Source organism: Actinacidiphila sp. bgisy144, assembly GCF_057708105.1.
Genome location: NZ_JBYIRM010000020.1, coordinates 128,249 through 143,052, shown reverse-complemented (window position 1 = coordinate 143,052; position 14,804 = coordinate 128,249). Strand labels below are relative to the sequence as shown.

13 protein-coding genes are annotated in these 14,804 nt (G+C 74.1%); 10 read left to right on the top strand and 3 right to left on the bottom strand.

From position 1 onward, the window contains the following. Nucleotides 1–10 precede the first annotated feature (10 nt). From AC3EVP_RS23025 to AC3EVP_RS22995, 7 genes are all read left to right on the top strand, one after another. Nucleotides 11–2,296: a hydantoinase B/oxoprolinase family protein gene (locus AC3EVP_RS23025; RefSeq protein ID WP_435132519.1), complete on the top strand. Its 2,286-nt coding sequence runs from the start codon at nt 11–13 to the stop codon at nt 2,294–2,296. Beyond that, nucleotides 2,293–3,735 carry an aldehyde dehydrogenase gene (locus tag AC3EVP_RS23020; RefSeq protein WP_435132516.1) on the top strand — a complete coding sequence of 481 codons (1,443 nt, stop codon included), beginning with the start codon at nt 2,293–2,295 and terminating at the stop codon, nt 3,733–3,735. Before AC3EVP_RS23025 ends, AC3EVP_RS23020 begins: the two co-directional genes overlap by 4 nt. A 146-nt stretch (nt 3,736–3,881) precedes the next feature. Beyond that, nucleotides 3,882–4,445, top strand: a complete 564-nt coding sequence (locus AC3EVP_RS23015; protein WP_335979163.1) for a hypothetical protein — start codon at nt 3,882–3,884, stop codon at nt 4,443–4,445. Nucleotide 4,446: 1 nt separating this feature from the next. Further along, on the top strand, nt 4,447–5,895 hold the full coding sequence (locus tag AC3EVP_RS23010) for a dihydrolipoyl dehydrogenase family protein (protein WP_435132513.1): 1,449 nt from the start codon (nt 4,447–4,449) through the stop codon (nt 5,893–5,895). A gap of 114 nt (nt 5,896–6,009) precedes the next feature. Then, entirely contained in the window at nt 6,010–6,822 is an 813-nt protein-coding gene (locus tag AC3EVP_RS23005; protein ID WP_335979165.1) for an alpha/beta fold hydrolase, read from the top strand. Nucleotides 6,823–6,826: 4 nt separating this feature from the next. After that, nucleotides 6,827–7,699 carry a VOC family protein gene (locus AC3EVP_RS23000; protein ID WP_435132508.1) on the top strand — a complete coding sequence of 291 codons (873 nt, stop codon included), beginning with the start codon at nt 6,827–6,829 and terminating at the stop codon, nt 7,697–7,699. Further along, nucleotides 7,696–8,460, top strand: coding sequence for a 3-hydroxybutyrate dehydrogenase (locus tag AC3EVP_RS22995; RefSeq protein ID WP_435132505.1), 765 nt, complete (start codon nt 7,696–7,698; stop codon nt 8,458–8,460). Before AC3EVP_RS23000 ends, AC3EVP_RS22995 begins: the two co-directional genes overlap by 4 nt. A gap of 54 nt (nt 8,461–8,514) precedes the next feature. Here AC3EVP_RS22995 and AC3EVP_RS22990 read toward each other — a convergent pair whose 3' ends face one another. The 3 genes from AC3EVP_RS22990 to AC3EVP_RS22980 form a co-directional block, all read right to left on the bottom strand. Then, nucleotides 8,515–9,051, bottom strand: a complete 537-nt coding sequence (locus tag AC3EVP_RS22990; RefSeq protein ID WP_335979170.1) for a GNAT family N-acetyltransferase — start codon at nt 9,049–9,051, stop codon at nt 8,515–8,517. Between the two features lie 65 nt (nt 9,052–9,116). Beyond that, the gene (locus AC3EVP_RS22985; RefSeq protein ID WP_335979172.1) at nt 9,117–9,746 is read right to left on the bottom strand and encodes a TetR/AcrR family transcriptional regulator; all 630 of its coding nucleotides are present in this window, start codon (nt 9,744–9,746) and stop codon (nt 9,117–9,119) included. Further along, nucleotides 9,746–10,594 carry an oxidoreductase gene (locus AC3EVP_RS22980; RefSeq protein WP_435132501.1) on the bottom strand — a complete coding sequence of 283 codons (849 nt, stop codon included), beginning with the start codon at nt 10,592–10,594 and terminating at the stop codon, nt 9,746–9,748. The genes AC3EVP_RS22985 and AC3EVP_RS22980 overlap by 1 nt, the downstream gene beginning before the upstream one ends. A gap of 194 nt (nt 10,595–10,788) precedes the next feature. On the opposite strand from AC3EVP_RS22980, the gene AC3EVP_RS22975 reads away from it, so the two are divergent. From AC3EVP_RS22975 to araB, 3 genes are all read left to right on the top strand, one after another. Continuing rightward, a complete protein-coding gene (locus AC3EVP_RS22975; RefSeq protein ID WP_435132498.1) occupies nt 10,789–11,352 on the top strand; it encodes a GNAT family N-acetyltransferase in 564 nt (187 codons plus the stop codon). A gap of 332 nt (nt 11,353–11,684) precedes the next feature. Next, nucleotides 11,685–12,746, top strand: coding sequence for a LacI family DNA-binding transcriptional regulator (locus AC3EVP_RS22970; RefSeq protein ID WP_335979179.1), 1,062 nt, complete (start codon nt 11,685–11,687; stop codon nt 12,744–12,746). A 314-nt stretch (nt 12,747–13,060) separates the two neighbouring features. Beyond that, nucleotides 13,061–14,728, top strand: coding sequence for a ribulokinase (gene araB / locus AC3EVP_RS22965; protein ID WP_435132495.1), 1,668 nt, complete (start codon nt 13,061–13,063; stop codon nt 14,726–14,728). The last annotated feature ends 76 nt before the right edge of the window (nt 14,729–14,804 follow it).

Here is a 14,804-nt window from a genome sequence, read left to right as displayed (position 1 = left end):
GGACGCATCCATGACATCCCAGATCCCCGGGGCGGACGAGTTCACCAGCCGGCCCCTGCCCCGCGAGGAACTGCTGCGGCAGATCTCGCCCGCCCTGCCGCTGCACCGGATCGACGACGAGCGGACCGCCCGGGTCGACGCCCTGACCTACGAGGTGGTCCGGCACCGGCTGTGGGCGATCACCCAGGAGATGGGCGAGACGCTGCGGCGGATGTCCGGCTCGCACGTCGTCACCGAGTCGAACGACTTCAACTTCTCCATCTGCGACGAACTCGGCGAGCAGGTCCAGGTCGGCGCCTACAACATCGGGCTGATCGGCTCGATGGACCTGGCCATCACCTGGACGCTGCGCCACCGCAGCGACAACCCGGGCATCGCCGAGGGCGACATGTTCCTGTGCAACGACCCGTGGATCGGCGGCGGGCTGCACCAGAACGACGCCGCGGTGCTGGCACCGGTCTTCCACGAGGGCCGGCTGTTCGGCTGGACGACGGCCATCGCCCACCAGGTCGACCTGGGCGGCCCGCGGCCGGGCTCCTTCAGCCCGTCCGCCCAGGACGTGTTCGGCGAGGCGGTCCCCACCCCGCCGGTGAAGGTGGTGCGCGACGGTGTGCTGCAACGCGACGTCGCCGACGCCTGGGTGCGCCGCTCCCGCCTGCCGCACCTGGTGGGCCTGGACCTGCGGGCCAAGATCGCCGCGAACCGGAACGCCGGCGAGCAGATCCTCCGGCTCGTCGCCAGGTACGGCGCCGACACCGTCAAGGCCGTCATGCGCCGGATGACGGACGACGCCGAGCGCCGGCTGCGGGCGAAGCTCGCGGCCCTGCCCGACGGCACCTGGACCGCGGTGGGCTACCAGGAGCAGTCCCGGGCCGGCGACCGCGGCCTGCACGCCATCCAGGTCGCGATGACCAAGGAGGCCGACCGGCTCGTCTTCGACTTCCGCGGCACCGCCGGCCAGACCGGCGTCATCAACTGCCCCTACCCGGGCCTGCGGGCCGGCATCGTCTTCACGATGCTGCCGCTGCTGGCCGGCGACATCCCCTGGGCCGCCGGCGGCCTGATGCGCTGCTTCGAGATCGTCACCGACGAGGACACCCTCACCAACGCCTCGTTCCCGGCCGCCGTCGGCAAGGGCCCCTTCGGCCCGGCGTGGGGCTCGGGCAACCTGGTCGCCGAGGTGCTCGCCAAGATGCTCGACGCGGAACCGGCGCACCGCGCGGACGTGCAGTCGATCTGCAACGGCACCACGGACCTGTGCGTCGTGTCGGGCGTCGACGTCCGCGGCGGCGGCAGCAAGCCCTTCGTGTCGCCGGTCTTCGACGTCATGGCCGGCGGCTACGGGGCCCAGGTGGAGTACGACGGCGTCGACACCGGCGGCCGGTTGATCATCCCCTCCGCCCGGGCCCCCGACGTGGAGATGACCGAGTACCTCTACCCGCTGGTCGCCCTGTGGCGCCGGGAGCAGACCGACTCCGGCGGCCCGGGCCGGCAGCGCGGCGGGATGAGCGGCTCGGTCTGCTACGTGCAGCACCCCGACCAGGACACGACGATGTCCCTGGTCGTCTCGGGCACCGGCAAGGCCGCCAACCAGAACGTCGGCCTGGCCGGCGGCTACCCCGGCAACTCCCAACTCGACCTGGTGGTCCGCGGGATCGGCGTCCCCCAGCTCGCCGGCGCGAGCACCGTCCCGGCCGACCTGGACGAACTCGGCGGCACGATCGAGGTGCTGCCCTGCGAGGGGGAGTCGGACCTCGGCCCCGGCGACGCGCTCTACCTGCACTGGCAGGCCGGCGGCGGCTACGGCGACCCGCTGCTGCGCCCGGCCGAGCACGTCCGCGACGACGTGCGGCAGGTGCGGGTGTCGCCCGCCGCCGCGCGGGACGTCTACGGCGTCGTGCTCGGCGCGGACGCCGGCCGGCCCGGCAGCGTCCTCGTGCCGACGGGCACGCCGGACCTGCGCGGGCTGCGCCGGCTCGACGACAACCTCGCGGTCCGGCAGGCGCCGCAGGGCGACACCGTGGTGTGCGTCCACTGCGCCACCGAGATCGGCCCGTTGGCCGGCGGCGCGTACGTCTCGGCACTGGCCGCCCGCGACGCGGCACCGGCCGAGGCCGGCCCCCACATCTGGCCCGACCCGTCGGTGTACGTGGACGAGCAGGTCGTCTTCCGGCAGCTGTTCTGCCCGGGCTGCCTGACCGCGGTCAACTCCCGCGTCGTGCCCGTCGCCCACCCCCTCCCGACCGACCACTACCGGGGCTGGGCGTCGGACGCCCGCCCGAAGGAGACCGTGTGAACCCGCACCACGAGGCACTCTTCATCGGCGGCCGGTGGGTGGCACCGGCGTCCGGGGAGCGGATCACCGTCCTCGGCGCGAGCACCGAGGAAGTCCTCGGCAGCGTCCCGGACGGCACCCCGCAGGACATCGACGCTGCCGTGGCCGCCGCCCGCGCCGCCTTCGACGACCCTGAAGGCTGGTCGGCCTGGGAACCGGCCCGGCGGGCGGACGCGCTGCACCGCCTCGCCGCGGCGCTTCAGCGCCGGGCGGACGAGATCCCCCGCACCGTCAGCGCCCAGAACGGCATGACGATCGCACTGGCCGAGCAGATCGAGAGCGGCCTGCCGGCCACCCTGCTGCGCTACTACGCCGACCTGGTCCGCGACGACCCGGGAGAGGACGTGCGCGACGGCATGCTCGGCGCGCCCGTCCATGTCCGCCGGGAGCCGCTCGGCGTGGTGGCCGCGATCGTGCCCTGGAACTCGCCCCAGTTGCTGTCGTCGACGAAGTACGCGCCCGGCCTGGCCGCGGGATGCACCTTCGTGCTGAAACCGTCCCCGGAGACCGTGCTCGACGCGGTGCTCTTCGCCGAGGCCGTGGAGGAGGCGGGCCTGCCGCCCGGCGTGGTCAACGTCGTCCCGGCCGGCCGCGAGGTCGGCGCGTACCTCGTCGCCCACCCCGGCGTCGACAAGGTCGCCTTCACCGGCTCCACCGAGGCGGGGCGGCGGATCGCCGTGGCCTGCGGCAGCCTGCTGCGTCCGGTGACGCTGGAGCTGGGCGGCAAGTCGGCGGCCGTCATCCTGGACGACGCCGACCTCGACACCGCGATCGGCGAACCCTTCTTCCAGGCGACGATGCTGGCGAACGGCCAGGCGTGCTTCGCCTGCACCCGCATCCTGGCCCCGCGCAGCCGCTACGGCGAGGTGGTCGACGCGGTGGCGTCCCTGGCCCGCGGCCTGATTGTCGGGGACCCGATGGACCGCGGCACGCAGGTCGGCCCGCTGGCGTCCGCGCGCCAGCGCGACCGCGTCGAGGGCTACATCGCCAAGGGCCTGGCCGACGGCGCCCGGCTGGTCGCGGGCGGCGCCAGGCCCGCGGGCCTGGACAAGGGCTTCTATGTCGCCCCGACGGTCTTCGCCGACGTCGACAACGCCTGCACCATCGCCCGCGAGGAGATCTTCGGCCCGGTCCTGTCCGTCATCGCCTACACCGACGAGGACGACGCCGTCCGCATCGCCAACGACTCGGAGTACGGCCTCGGCGGGGCGGTGTGGACCACCGACGAGGAGCGCGGCATGCGGGTGGCCCGCAGCATCCGCACCGGGACGATCGGCCTGAACCACTACACGGTCGACCCCGCGGCGCCGTTCGGCGGCATCAAGGCCAGCGGGCTGGGCCGGGAGTTCGGGCCGGAGGCCCTGCACAGCTACCAGCAGGTGAAGTCGATCTACCGGTGACCGCGTGACGGGGCCGCACCTGTTGAGAGAGAACGTTCTGTCTTGACAACGGGGCGGTGCGGTTGTCATCCTCTAGAAAGAGAGAGAACGTTCGGTCTCCACGGAGAGGCCGACGACTCGCACCGCACCGTCCCGAGAGGACCATCGTGACCACCGTCGTCGACGACTCACCCGCCGCCGTCAGCTTCGCGCCGGCGCTGCGCCGGCTGTACTTCACGCGCTTCGCGTTCGCCCTCGTCTGGGCGGCCCTGATGTTCGTGGACAAGTCCCACATCGGGCCGCTCGGCGTCGTCCTGCTGATCGTGTACCCCCTGTTCGACGTCGCCGCGGCGGTCGTCGACTTCCGCTCCTCCGGCGGGTCGAAGCAGGTGCGCGGCCTCCAGGCGAACATGGCGATCAGCCTGCTCGCCACCGCGGGCCTCGCCGCCGCCTGCGCCTCCGGGGTGCCGGCGGTGCTGCGCGTGTGGGGCGCCTGGGCGATCGTCTCCGGCGCCGTCCAGCTGATCGTCGGCATCGGCCGCCGCGCCATGGGCGGCCAGTGGCCGATGATCCTCAGCGGCGGCATCTCGGTGCTGGCCGGCGCCTCCTTCGTCATGGGCGCCTCCGCCTCGGACCCGAAGCTGAGCAACATTGCCGGCTACGCGGTGCTCGGCGGCGTCTTCTTCCTCGTCTCGGCCCTGCGCCTCGGCTCCGCGCACAAGGAGAACTGACGTGACCACCACGACTGCGGCGTACGACGTCGTCATCATCGGCGCCGGTCCGGTCGGCGAGAACATCGCCGACCGGGTGGTGCGGGGCGGTCTGACCGCCGCGATCGTCGAACGGGAACTGGTCGGAGGCGAGTGCTCGTACTGGGCGTGCATGCCGACCAAGGCGCTGCTGCGCAGCGCGGCGGCGCTGCGGGCGGCCCGCCGCCTTCCCGGCGCGCGGGAGGCGGTGACCGGCTCGCTGGACGCGGCCGCCGTGCTGCGGCGCCGCGACACCTTCGCCTCCGACTGGCAGGACGACGGCCAGGCCGCCTGGCTGGAACAGGTGGGCGTACCGCTCTACCGCGGGCACGGCCGGATCGCCGCCGACCGCGTCGTCGAGGTGACGACCGGCGAGGACGACTCGGCGCTCTCGCTCACCGCGCGCCACGCGGTCGTCGTCGCCACCGGCAGCGGCGCGCTGGTCCCGGACGTGGCCGGCCTGCGCGAGGCGGCGCCGTGGACCAGCCGGGAGGCGGTCGCGGCCACCGCGGTCCCCGGCCGGCTCGCCGTCATCGGCGGGGGAGTGGTCGCCTCGGAGATGGCCACCGCGTACGCCGGCCTGGGCGCGTCGGTGACGGTGCTGGCGCGGGACGGGGTGCTGCCGGCGGCGGAGCCGTTCGCCGGCGAGTACGTCGCCGAGGCGCTGCGCGAGGCCGGCGCGGAGGTGCGGGTGGGGGACGAGGCCGCGGCCGTGAAGCGCGCCGCGGACGGCACCGTGTCGATCACCCTCGCCACCGGCGAGCGGATCGAGGCCGACGAACTCCTCGTCGCGGTCGGCCGCACCCCGAACACCGAGGACATCGGGCTGGAGGCGGTCGGCCTCACCCCGGGGGCCTGGCTCGCCGTCGACGACACGATGCGGGTCGTGGGGGAGGACGGCGCGCCGGTCGGCGGCGGGTGGCTGTACGCCGCCGGGGACGTCAACCACCGCGTGCTCCTCACCCACCAGGGCAAGTACCAGGCCCGCGCCGTGGGCGACGTGATCGTGGCGCGCGCCAAGGGCGAGGCGGTCCATGACGGCCCGTGGGGCCGCCACGCGGCGACCGCCGACGCGCGCGCGGTGCCGCAGGTGGTCTTCACCGAGCCGGAGATCGCGTCCGTGGGCCTGACCGCGGCCGCCGCCGAGGCCGCCAGGCTGCGTACCCGCGTGGTCGACCACGACCTGGCCGCCGTCGCGGGCGCCGCCTTGCAGGCCGACGGCTATCGGGGCCGCGCCCGGATGGTGGTCGACGAGGACCGGAAGGTGATCGTCGGCTTCACCCTCGTGGGGCCCGACGTCGCGGAACTGCTGCACGCCGCGACGGTCGCGGTGGCCGGGGAGGTGCCGTTGGACCGGCTGTGGCACGCGGTTCCGGCCTTTCCGACCGTCAGCGAGGTGTGGCTGCGGCTGCTGGAGGCGTACGGCCGCTGAGCGCGCCGGCCGGTATCCCGCCCCCGTCCCGTCGGACGGCGACCGGGGGCGGGCAACCGCGGCGCGTGTAAAGTCTGTAGCGAACATTACATACACAGGAGAGAGGGGCTCGGAGTGACGAGCACAGTGGATCTCGGGGACGTCCGACTGGCCTACACCGACGTCGGTTCGGGCCCCGCGATCGTGTGGCTGCACGGCTCGGGCCCCGGCGCCACGGGCATGAGCAACTTCGGCGGCAACCTGCCGGCCTTCGCCGACCACCGGAACATCGTGGTGGACCTGCCCGGGTGGGGCGACTCCACGCGGCCGCGGACCGACGAGCCGCTGATCTTCCATGCGGCGGACCGCGTGAGCCGCGCGCTGACGGCCCTCGGGATCGAGCGCGCCCACCTGGTCGGCAACTCCTACGGCGGCGCCGTCGCGATGCGGATGGCGATGCGCCACCCCGAACGCGTGGACCGGGTCGTCCTCATGGCCCCGGGCGGAGTCCTCCCGAAGGATGCGCCGCCGTGGCCCGCCGGGCTGGAGCGCCTCTTCGCCTACATGGCCGACCCGCGGCCGTCACGCGAGGCGATGGCCGAGTTCGTCCGCATGATGGTCTTCGACGAGAAGCTGGCGACCGCGTCCCTGATCGACGAGCGGTACGCGGCGAGCCGCAAGGCCCACCCGGAACTGCCGATCCCCCCGGACTTCGGCGACCTCACCCCCGACCTGGGGCTCGTCCTGGCCCCTACGCTGCTCATCTGGGGCCGGGAGGACCAGACCGTCCCGCTGGCCTGGGCGGCCACGATCCTCGACGGCATACCCGACGCCGAACTGCGGGTGCTGCCCCACTGCCGGCACTGGGTGCAGTACGAGCGCGCGCCGGAGTTCAACCACATCGTCGGTACGTTCCTGCGGGGCGCGGCCGCCGCAGTGGAGGGCTGAGGCCGTGGGAATCCGCAGACTGGGATACGTCGGGCTCAACGTCACCGACGTCGACGCGTGGACCGACCTGCTCGGCCGCACGCTGGGCGTCGGCGTCACCACGGTGGCGTTCGGGCCGACCGAGGTCGCGCTCGCCGAACTCGACCTGTTCAAGTACCGCGTGGCCCTCCACCCGTCGACCGAGGACTCCCCCCGCGAGCTGGGCTGGATCGTCGACACCGCGAGCGAACTGGACCGGCTCACCCGGCGGCTCACCGACGCCGGGTACGCGGTCCAGGACGGCTCGCCGCAGGAGACGGGGCTGCGCGGCGCCACCGCCATGCGCTGGTTCACCGACCCGGTCGGCTACCGGGTGGAGCTGGCGGTCGGTGAGGCCAAGGCCCGCACCAGCGTCGCCCGGCCGGGCGCGCATCCCGGCGTCACCGGCCTCGGCCACTTCGTGCTGGCCGGCCCCCGACTCGTCGAACTGCGGGAGCTGTACGAGTCCGTGCTCGAGTTCAGGCTGACCGACTACCGCGCCCCCGGTCTGTTCTTCTTCCGCTGCAACTCCGCCCACCACAGCATCGCGCTCGCCCACGCGGACACCGCGTCGATCCACCACCTGGAGTTCGAGCACGGCTCGATCGACGATGTCGGGCGGGCGTACGATCGGGCGGTGGCCAACGACGCACCGATCTCCATCGGCCTCGGCCGGCACATGAACGACAAGGCGATCTCCTTCTACCTGCGCAACCCCAGCGGGTTCCACCTGGAGATCGGCTGCGGCGGCATCGAGGTCGGCGACGACTGGCTGCCGCACGACTTCGGGGTCCCGGACGTCTGGGGGCACCGGCACGCCGAGGCCAACCCGTTCGCCGCACCGGAGCAGGCGTCGTGACCGGCGCGTCCGCAGGTCCGGACCTGTCCGGCCGCCGGGCCGTCGTCACCGGCGCGGCGAGCGGCATCGGGGCGGCCGTGGCGACCCGGCTGGCAGGGCTCGGCGCGCACGTCGTGGTGTGCGACGTCGACGCCGAGGGCGCGGCGCACACAGCCGGTCGGATCGGCGGCGAGGCGCTGGTGCTCGACCTGAGCCGGACCGCCGAGCTGGCCGGGCTGACGCTGGACGCGGACATCCTGGTGAACAACGCCGGCATCCAGCACGTCGCGCCCGTCGAGGAGTTCGCCCCCGAGCGGTTCGCCTTCATGCTGCGGCTGATGCTGGAGGCGCCCTTCCTGCTCAGCCGGGCGGTGCTGCCGGGCATGTACGAGCGCGGCTGGGGGCGGATCGTCCACATGTCCAGCATCCACGGCCTGCGGGCCAGCGCGTACAAGTCCGCGTACGTCAGCGCCAAGCACGGCCTGCTGGGGCTGTCGAAGGTGATCGCGCTGGAGGGCGCCGACAAGGGCGTGACCAGCAACTGCGTGTGCCCGGGCTACGTGCGCACGCCCCTGGTGGAGAAGCAGCTGGCCGACCAGGCCGCGCTGCACGGGCTGGCGGCCGACCAGGTGGTGTCCGACGTCCTGCTGGCGCGCTCGGCGGTCAAGCGGCTGGTCGAGCCCGAGGAGGTCGCGGGGGCGGTGGGCTTCCTGTGCGGACCCGAGGCGGCGTCCGTCACGGGCACCGAGCTGGTCCTCGACGGCGGGTGGAGCGCGGCCTGACCGGCCGCCCGCCGCGCCGTCAGGAGTCAGGAGTCAGGAGTCAGGAGCCAGGGGTCAGGAGGCCGGGGGCCACTCCTCGGCGAGCAGGCCGAGGACGACCTCGTCGAGGATCTCGCCCAGGACGTAGGCGTTGGCCCGCAGCACGCCTTCGCGGACGAAGCCGTTGGTCGCGGCGGCGCGCAGCATCGCGGTGTTGTCGGCGAGGGTCTCGGCCTGGAGGCGGCGCAGACCGCGGACGACGAACGCGTAGTGGCACAGCACCGCGAGGGCGTCGGTGCCGTAGCCCTGGCCGCGGGCGCGGGGGCGCAGCCCGACCCCGACGTGCGCGAGGCGGTTGTGGCTGTCGATGCCCCACAGGGTGGCGGTGCCGAGCAGGGCGCCGTCCGCCAGGTCCACCACGGCGAACGGGACGGCGGTGTCGTCCTTGCCGTCGGCCGCGAGCCGCGGGTCCTTCGCACTGGCCGGGACCGGCCGCCACGGGTCGACACCCGACCGGGAGGAGTAGACGACGTCGTTGAACATCTCCTCGCGCAGGACGGGGTAGTCGTCCTCGTGGCGGGCCCGCAGCCCGACCTTGTCGCCTCGTAGCATGCGAGCTTCCTACCGGGCCGCGGCCGGCGGGGGCAAACGGATTTCCGCGCCCGACCGCCGCTGCGTCAGGGTGCCAGGCCCGCGCAGGTCAGCCAGATGTGCTCGCAGGTCGCGGACGCCTCCTGGAGCCGGTCGGGGGAGTCCGGCTGCCACGCGTGGTAGAAGCTCCGCTCGACCATCCAGCACAGCGCCCGCCCCATCGCCGGCGCCCCGTCCGGCCCCTCGCCGGCGCGTACCCCGGCCCGCTCCAGCACGGCGGTGATCGCCGCGATGAACAGGTCGGCCGTACGGTCCCACAGCGCGCCGATCTCCGGCACCGTCAACGACAGGTCGATCGCGGTGCGCATCACCAGGCCGTGCTCGCGCCACAGCTCCACCGTGCGCCGCATCGCCGCCGCCACGGCCAGGCGCGGGTCGTCGCTGCGCGCGGTGGCCCGGGACCGCTCCCACAGGTGCTCGACGGTCCGCGCCACCAGCGCGGTGACCACTTCCTGCTTCGAGCCGAAGTAGAAGTACAGCGCGCCGCGGGTGATCCCGGCGCCCTGGGCGATGTCGCCGACGGTCATCGCGTCGTACCCCTTGCGCGCGAGCAGGGCCTCGCACGTGTCGAGGATCGCCCGCTCCCGCAGGTCGCCCTTGCGCTCACCGGCGCGCCGGCCGCGCGCGGGGCGGGGGTCGCTTCGGGGCTCGGGCATCAGAGCTGAGCCCCCTCCGCGAAGTCCGTCGTCCGCGACAGCTCCTCCCACGTCCGGATGTCCTCGTCCACCGCCGCCCGCGCGGCCGCCACCAGGCGCAGCGCGTCCGAACCGAGGACGAGGTGCGCCGGCGGCTGTTCCACCGACGCGATGCGCACGACCGCCTCCCCGGCCTTCGCCGGGTTGCCCAGCTGGTTGCCGCTGGCCTTCTGCCGCGCCTGGCGGATCGGCGTGAACAGCTCGTCGTAGTCGTCGACCGTACGCGCGGCGCGGGTCATCGACCGCCCGGCCCAGTCGGTGCGGAAGGACCCGGGCTCGATCGCGGTCACATGGATGCCGAACTGCGCGACCTCCTTGCCCAGCGCCTCCAGCACCCCTTCCAGGGCGAACTTGCTGCCGCAGTACGCCGACATGCCCGGGACGGCCATCAGCCCGCCCATCGACGTGACCGCCATGAGGCGGCCGCGGCGGCGCGCGCGCATGTGGGGCAGCGCGGCCTGCAAGGTGGCCATCGCGCCGAAGACGTTGACCTCGAACTGGCGGCGCACCTCGCTCAGCGGGGTCTCCTCGAAGGTGCCCTCCAGGCCGTACCCGGCATTGGCGAGCACCACGTCGAGCGGGCCGACCGCGCGCTCCACCTCGTCGACCACCGCGACCACGGCGCCGTCGTCCGTCACGTCGAGGATGCGGGCGTGCGCGCGACCGGGCGCCAGTTCCTCGAACGCCGCCCGGTCCCGCTCGGCGCGGACCGTGCCGACGACCGTGTGCCCGGCGTCCAGCGCCGCCTGCGCGAACGCCCGGCCGAGACCTGTGCTCACACCCGTGATCAGCCAGTTCTGCTGCTGCACCACAACTCCTCCAGAAGCTTGCGCGGGAAACCCGTCCGGTCCCCGCCGGTAAAAAGTCTACACCTCGTCGATTTTTGTCATCGAGCTGTAGATTCTCGGGATGCGCGTGCGGTGGGGCGCGGTGGGGTGCGGCGGGGGCCGGGTCGCGGGAAACGCGGTTGCCCCGCGGCGGACGGCCTGCTCGAATCGGCGTCGTGGAGAGCCGTCTGGACACCGCGCGCATGACCCTGCGCCGCTTCACCGAGGCGGACGCCGGCGATCTCGCCGCCTTGCACGGCCACCCCGACGTCATGCGGTACATCGGCGACGGCCGTCCCGTGCCCCGGTCCGTGGTCGTGGGCCGGCAGCTCCCGCGCATGCTGCGCGAGTACGGTGAACCTCCGCGCGGGCACGGCTGTTTCGCGGCGGTGCGGCGGCGGTCCGGGGCGTTCCTCGGGTGGTTCTCGCTGCGGCCCGCGACCAGCGCGGGGCTGAGCGGCGGCGGCACGGAACTGGGCTACCGGCTGCTGCCGTCCGCCTGGGGCCTCGGCTACGCGACGGAAGGCGCACGGGCCCTGGTGCACCACGCGTTCGCCGAACTGGGGGCGGACCGGATCGTGGCCACCACGATGACCGTCAACACCGCGTCCCGGCGCGTCATGGAGAAGGCCGGGCTCTGCCTGGTCCGCACCTTCTTCGAGGAATGGCCCGATCCCATCGCGGGCGCGGAACACGGCGACGTCGAGTATGCCCTCACCCGTGAGCGCTGGCGGGGGTGACCTGTTCCGGTGCGGCGCCGTGCCGTGCCGTGCCATTGCGTGGACGCCCCCGACCGTCGGGCGCCGGGGCGTGTCCGACGGCCGCTGGCCGCCTCCCGCGAGCTGCGGAGCCCGGGGCGGCGCGTCGGGCCGCGCGGCGCGGGCGTTCCGGGATACGGTCGCCCCACCGCTTTCGGTGCCCAACTGCCGCTGCCGCGGCGGGGGACGGGGTGCGTGGGGTACGCCCCGAGGAGGCGGTGGGGCCGGTGGGGGCTTCGCCACCCGATTGCCGTCATGACCTTGACGCGTTCGCTGTGAACGCTAACAATGACCTCGTCACCGATCGGAGGGTCATGTCGCAGACTGCGGAGAGCGCCGGAAGGCGGAGGGCGCCCACGATGGCGGACGTCGCCCAACTGGCCGGAGTGTCACACCAGACGGTCTCCCGGGTGCTCAGCAACCACCCGAACGTGCGGGAGACGACCCGGGCCGACGTCCAGCGGGCGATCGAGGAACTCGGCTACCGGCGCAACTCCTCGGCCCGCGCGCTGGTGACCCGCCGGACCCTGACCCTGGGCGTCGTGGCGTGCAACCCCACGCTGTTCGGCCCGTCCAGCACCCTGTTCGGGCTGGAGGAGGCCGCCCGCGAGGAGGGCTACATGGTCTCCACGGTCACCCTGCGCCGCTACACCGCCGCGGCGCTGCGCGAGGCCATCGACCACCTCAGCGACTGGGGCGTGGAGGGCATCGTGGTGATAGTCCCGCACCGCGACGCGGTCAGCGCCCTGGCCGAGTTGAAGCTGCCCTTCCCCGTGGTGACCGTGGAGGGCGGGCACTCGCTGCCCATCCCCGGCGTGTCGGTCGACCAGCAGCTCGGCGCGCGCCTGGTCACCAGCCACCTGCTGGCCGCCGGGCACCGCACCGTTTGGCACGTCGCCGGGCCGCCGAGCTGGTTCGAGGCCGAGGCCCGCGCCGTCGGCTGGCGCACGACGCTGGAGGAGGCCGGCGCCGAGGTGCCCGAGCCGCTGATCGGCGACTGGACACCGCTGTGCGGCTACCGCGCCGGGCAGGAGCTGGCCGGCCGGGTGGTCGCGCGCGGCGCGCGCCCGGGCGCCACCGGGCTGTCGGCGGTGTTCGTGGCGAACGACCAGATGGCGCTCGGAGTGCTGCGCGCCTTCCGCGAGGCCGGGCTGTCGGTGCCCGGCCAGGTCGCGATCGCCGGGTTCGACGACATCCCCGAGGCCGAGTACTTCGCGCCGCCGCTCACCACCGTCCGCCAGGACTTCGCCGCCGTCGGCCAGGCCAGCATCCGGCTGCTGATCAGCAGACTGGAGGCCGGGTCGACCGGTGACGACGACGAGCGCGTGGTGATCGAGCCGCGCCTCATCGTCCGCCGCAGCAGCACCCCGTCCTGACCCGCGCCCGGCCGGCACCTGACAGCCGGCGGTCCGCGGTGCGGGAGCGGGGCGGGGCGCTGCGGGTGCCCACCCCCGGCCGACGGCAGGCCCGCCCCGACCGCCCTGTCCGCCGCAACCGCCCCGACCGCCCCGGCGCCCGCCCGTACGGCGGGGCGAGCCGGACCCGCCCGCCCCGCCCCACCCCCGCCGCGGGAACACGTGAGCCCCCGCCCGCAGGCCCGCCACCCCCCCATCTACCTCACCTCACCCCACCCGAGCGGCCGCCGGGCGCTCCGCCCGCGCCCGGCGCCCTCGTACGACTGGAGGCAGACATGACCACCGATCCACCCGCCGTGACCGTCGGCGTCGACTTCGGGACGCTCTCCGGCCGCGCGCTCGTCGTCGCCGTCGAGGACGGCCGCGAACTGGGCAGCGCGGTGCACGAGTTCACCCACGGCGTGGTGTCGCACGCGCTGCCCGGCGGCGGCCGCACGCTGCCCCCGGACTGGGCGCTCCAGGTGCCGCAGGACTGGCGGGACGTGCTGCGGTTCGCGGTGCCGCGGGCGCTGGCCGCGGCCGGGGTGCGACCGGAGCAGGTCGTCGGCATCGGCACCGACTTCACCGCCTGCACGGTGCTGCCCACCACCGCCGACGGCACACCGCTCAGCGAACTGCCGCGCTTCGCCGGCCGGCCGCACGCCTACCCCAAGCTCTGGCGCCACCACGCGGCGCAGCCCGAGGCGGACCTCATCGTCGAACGCGCCCTGGACAGCGGGCAGCCGTGGCTCGGCCGGTACGGCGGGAAGATCTCCAGCGAATGGCAGTACGCCAAGGCGCTCCAACTGCTGCGCGAGGACCCGGAGGTCTACGCCGCCGCCGACCGCTGGATCGAGGCCGCGGACTGGATCGTGTGGGAGCTGACCGGCGCGGAGAGCCGCAACCCCTGCACGGCCGGCTACAAGGGCATCCGGCAGGACGGCGGTTACCCCGACGCGAAGTACCTGGCCTCGCTGCACCCGGACTTCGCGGACTTCACCGCCAAGCTGGAGCACCCGCTCTCGCAGCTGGGCGCGGCCGCGGGTGGACTCACCGCGCGGGCAGCGGCGTTGACCGGGCTGCGGGCCGGCACCCCGGTGGCGGTCGGCAACGTGGACGCGCACGTCACCTCCGCCGCCGCCCAGGCGCTCGACCCCGGCCACATGCTGGCCATCATGGGCACCTCGACCTGCCACATCATGAACTCCGACGTGCTCGCCGAGGTCCCGGGCATGTGCGGGGTGGTCAAGGACGGTGTGGTGCCCGGCCTTTGGGGCTACGAGGCCGGGCAGAGCGGTGTCGGCGACCTCTTCGCCTGGGCGGTGCGGACCACCACCCCGCAGGAGTACGCCGACGAGGCCCGCCGGCGCGGCATCTCCGCGCACGAGCTGCTCACCGAGAAGGCCGCGGCGCAGGCCGTGGGCGCGCACGGCCTGGTCGCGCTGGACTGGCACAGCGGCAACCGGTCGGTGCTGGTGGACCACCACCTGTCCGGGCTGCTGGTCGGGCTGACCCTCGACACCCGGCCGGAGGACGTCTACCGGGCCCTGATCGAGGGCACCGCGTTCGGCGCCCGCACCATCGTGGAGGCGTTCGAGCGGTCCGGGGTGCCGGTGACGGAGTTCACCGCGGCCGGCGGCCTGCTGCGCAACCGCTTCCTGATGCAGACCTACAGCGACGTACTGGGCCGCCCGATCAACCTGATGGCCTCCGACCAGGGGCCCGCGCTGGGCTCGGCGATCCACGCCGCCGTCGCCGCCGGCGCCCACCCCGACATCCGCGCCGCCTCCGCGGCGATGGGCCGGATCGAGCGCCGCGCCTACCTGCCCGACCCCGCCCGTGCGGCCGCCTACGACCGCCTGTACGCCGAGTACCGCGAGCTGCACGACCACTTCGGCCGGGGCGGCAGCGACGCGATGCACCGGCTGCGCGCGCTGCGCGCCGAGGCCGCCGGGGCGGTCTGACCGGGACCGACCCGGACTCGGACCAGCCAAATGTTAGCGCTCACCCCCTCTTTGTTAACGCTCACCCATCCTGCGA

Excerpts from the sequence above, each read along its gene's own strand:
- AC3EVP_RS23025 (WP_435132519.1), top strand. The coding sequence starts at position 11 with ATGACATCCCAGATCCCCGGGGCGGACGAGTTCACCAGCCGGCCCCTG.
- AC3EVP_RS22990 (WP_335979170.1), bottom strand. The coding sequence starts at position 9,051 with ATGCTACGAGGCGACAAGGTCGGGCTGCGGGCCCGCCACGAGGACGAC.
- AC3EVP_RS22985 (WP_335979172.1), bottom strand. The coding sequence starts at position 9,746 with ATGCCCGAGCCCCGAAGCGACCCCCGCCCCGCGCGCGGCCGGCGCGCC.
- AC3EVP_RS22970 (WP_335979179.1), top strand. The coding sequence starts at position 11,685 with ATGTCGCAGACTGCGGAGAGCGCCGGAAGGCGGAGGGCGCCCACGATG.
- araB (WP_435132495.1), top strand. The coding sequence starts at position 13,061 with ATGACCACCGATCCACCCGCCGTGACCGTCGGCGTCGACTTCGGGACG.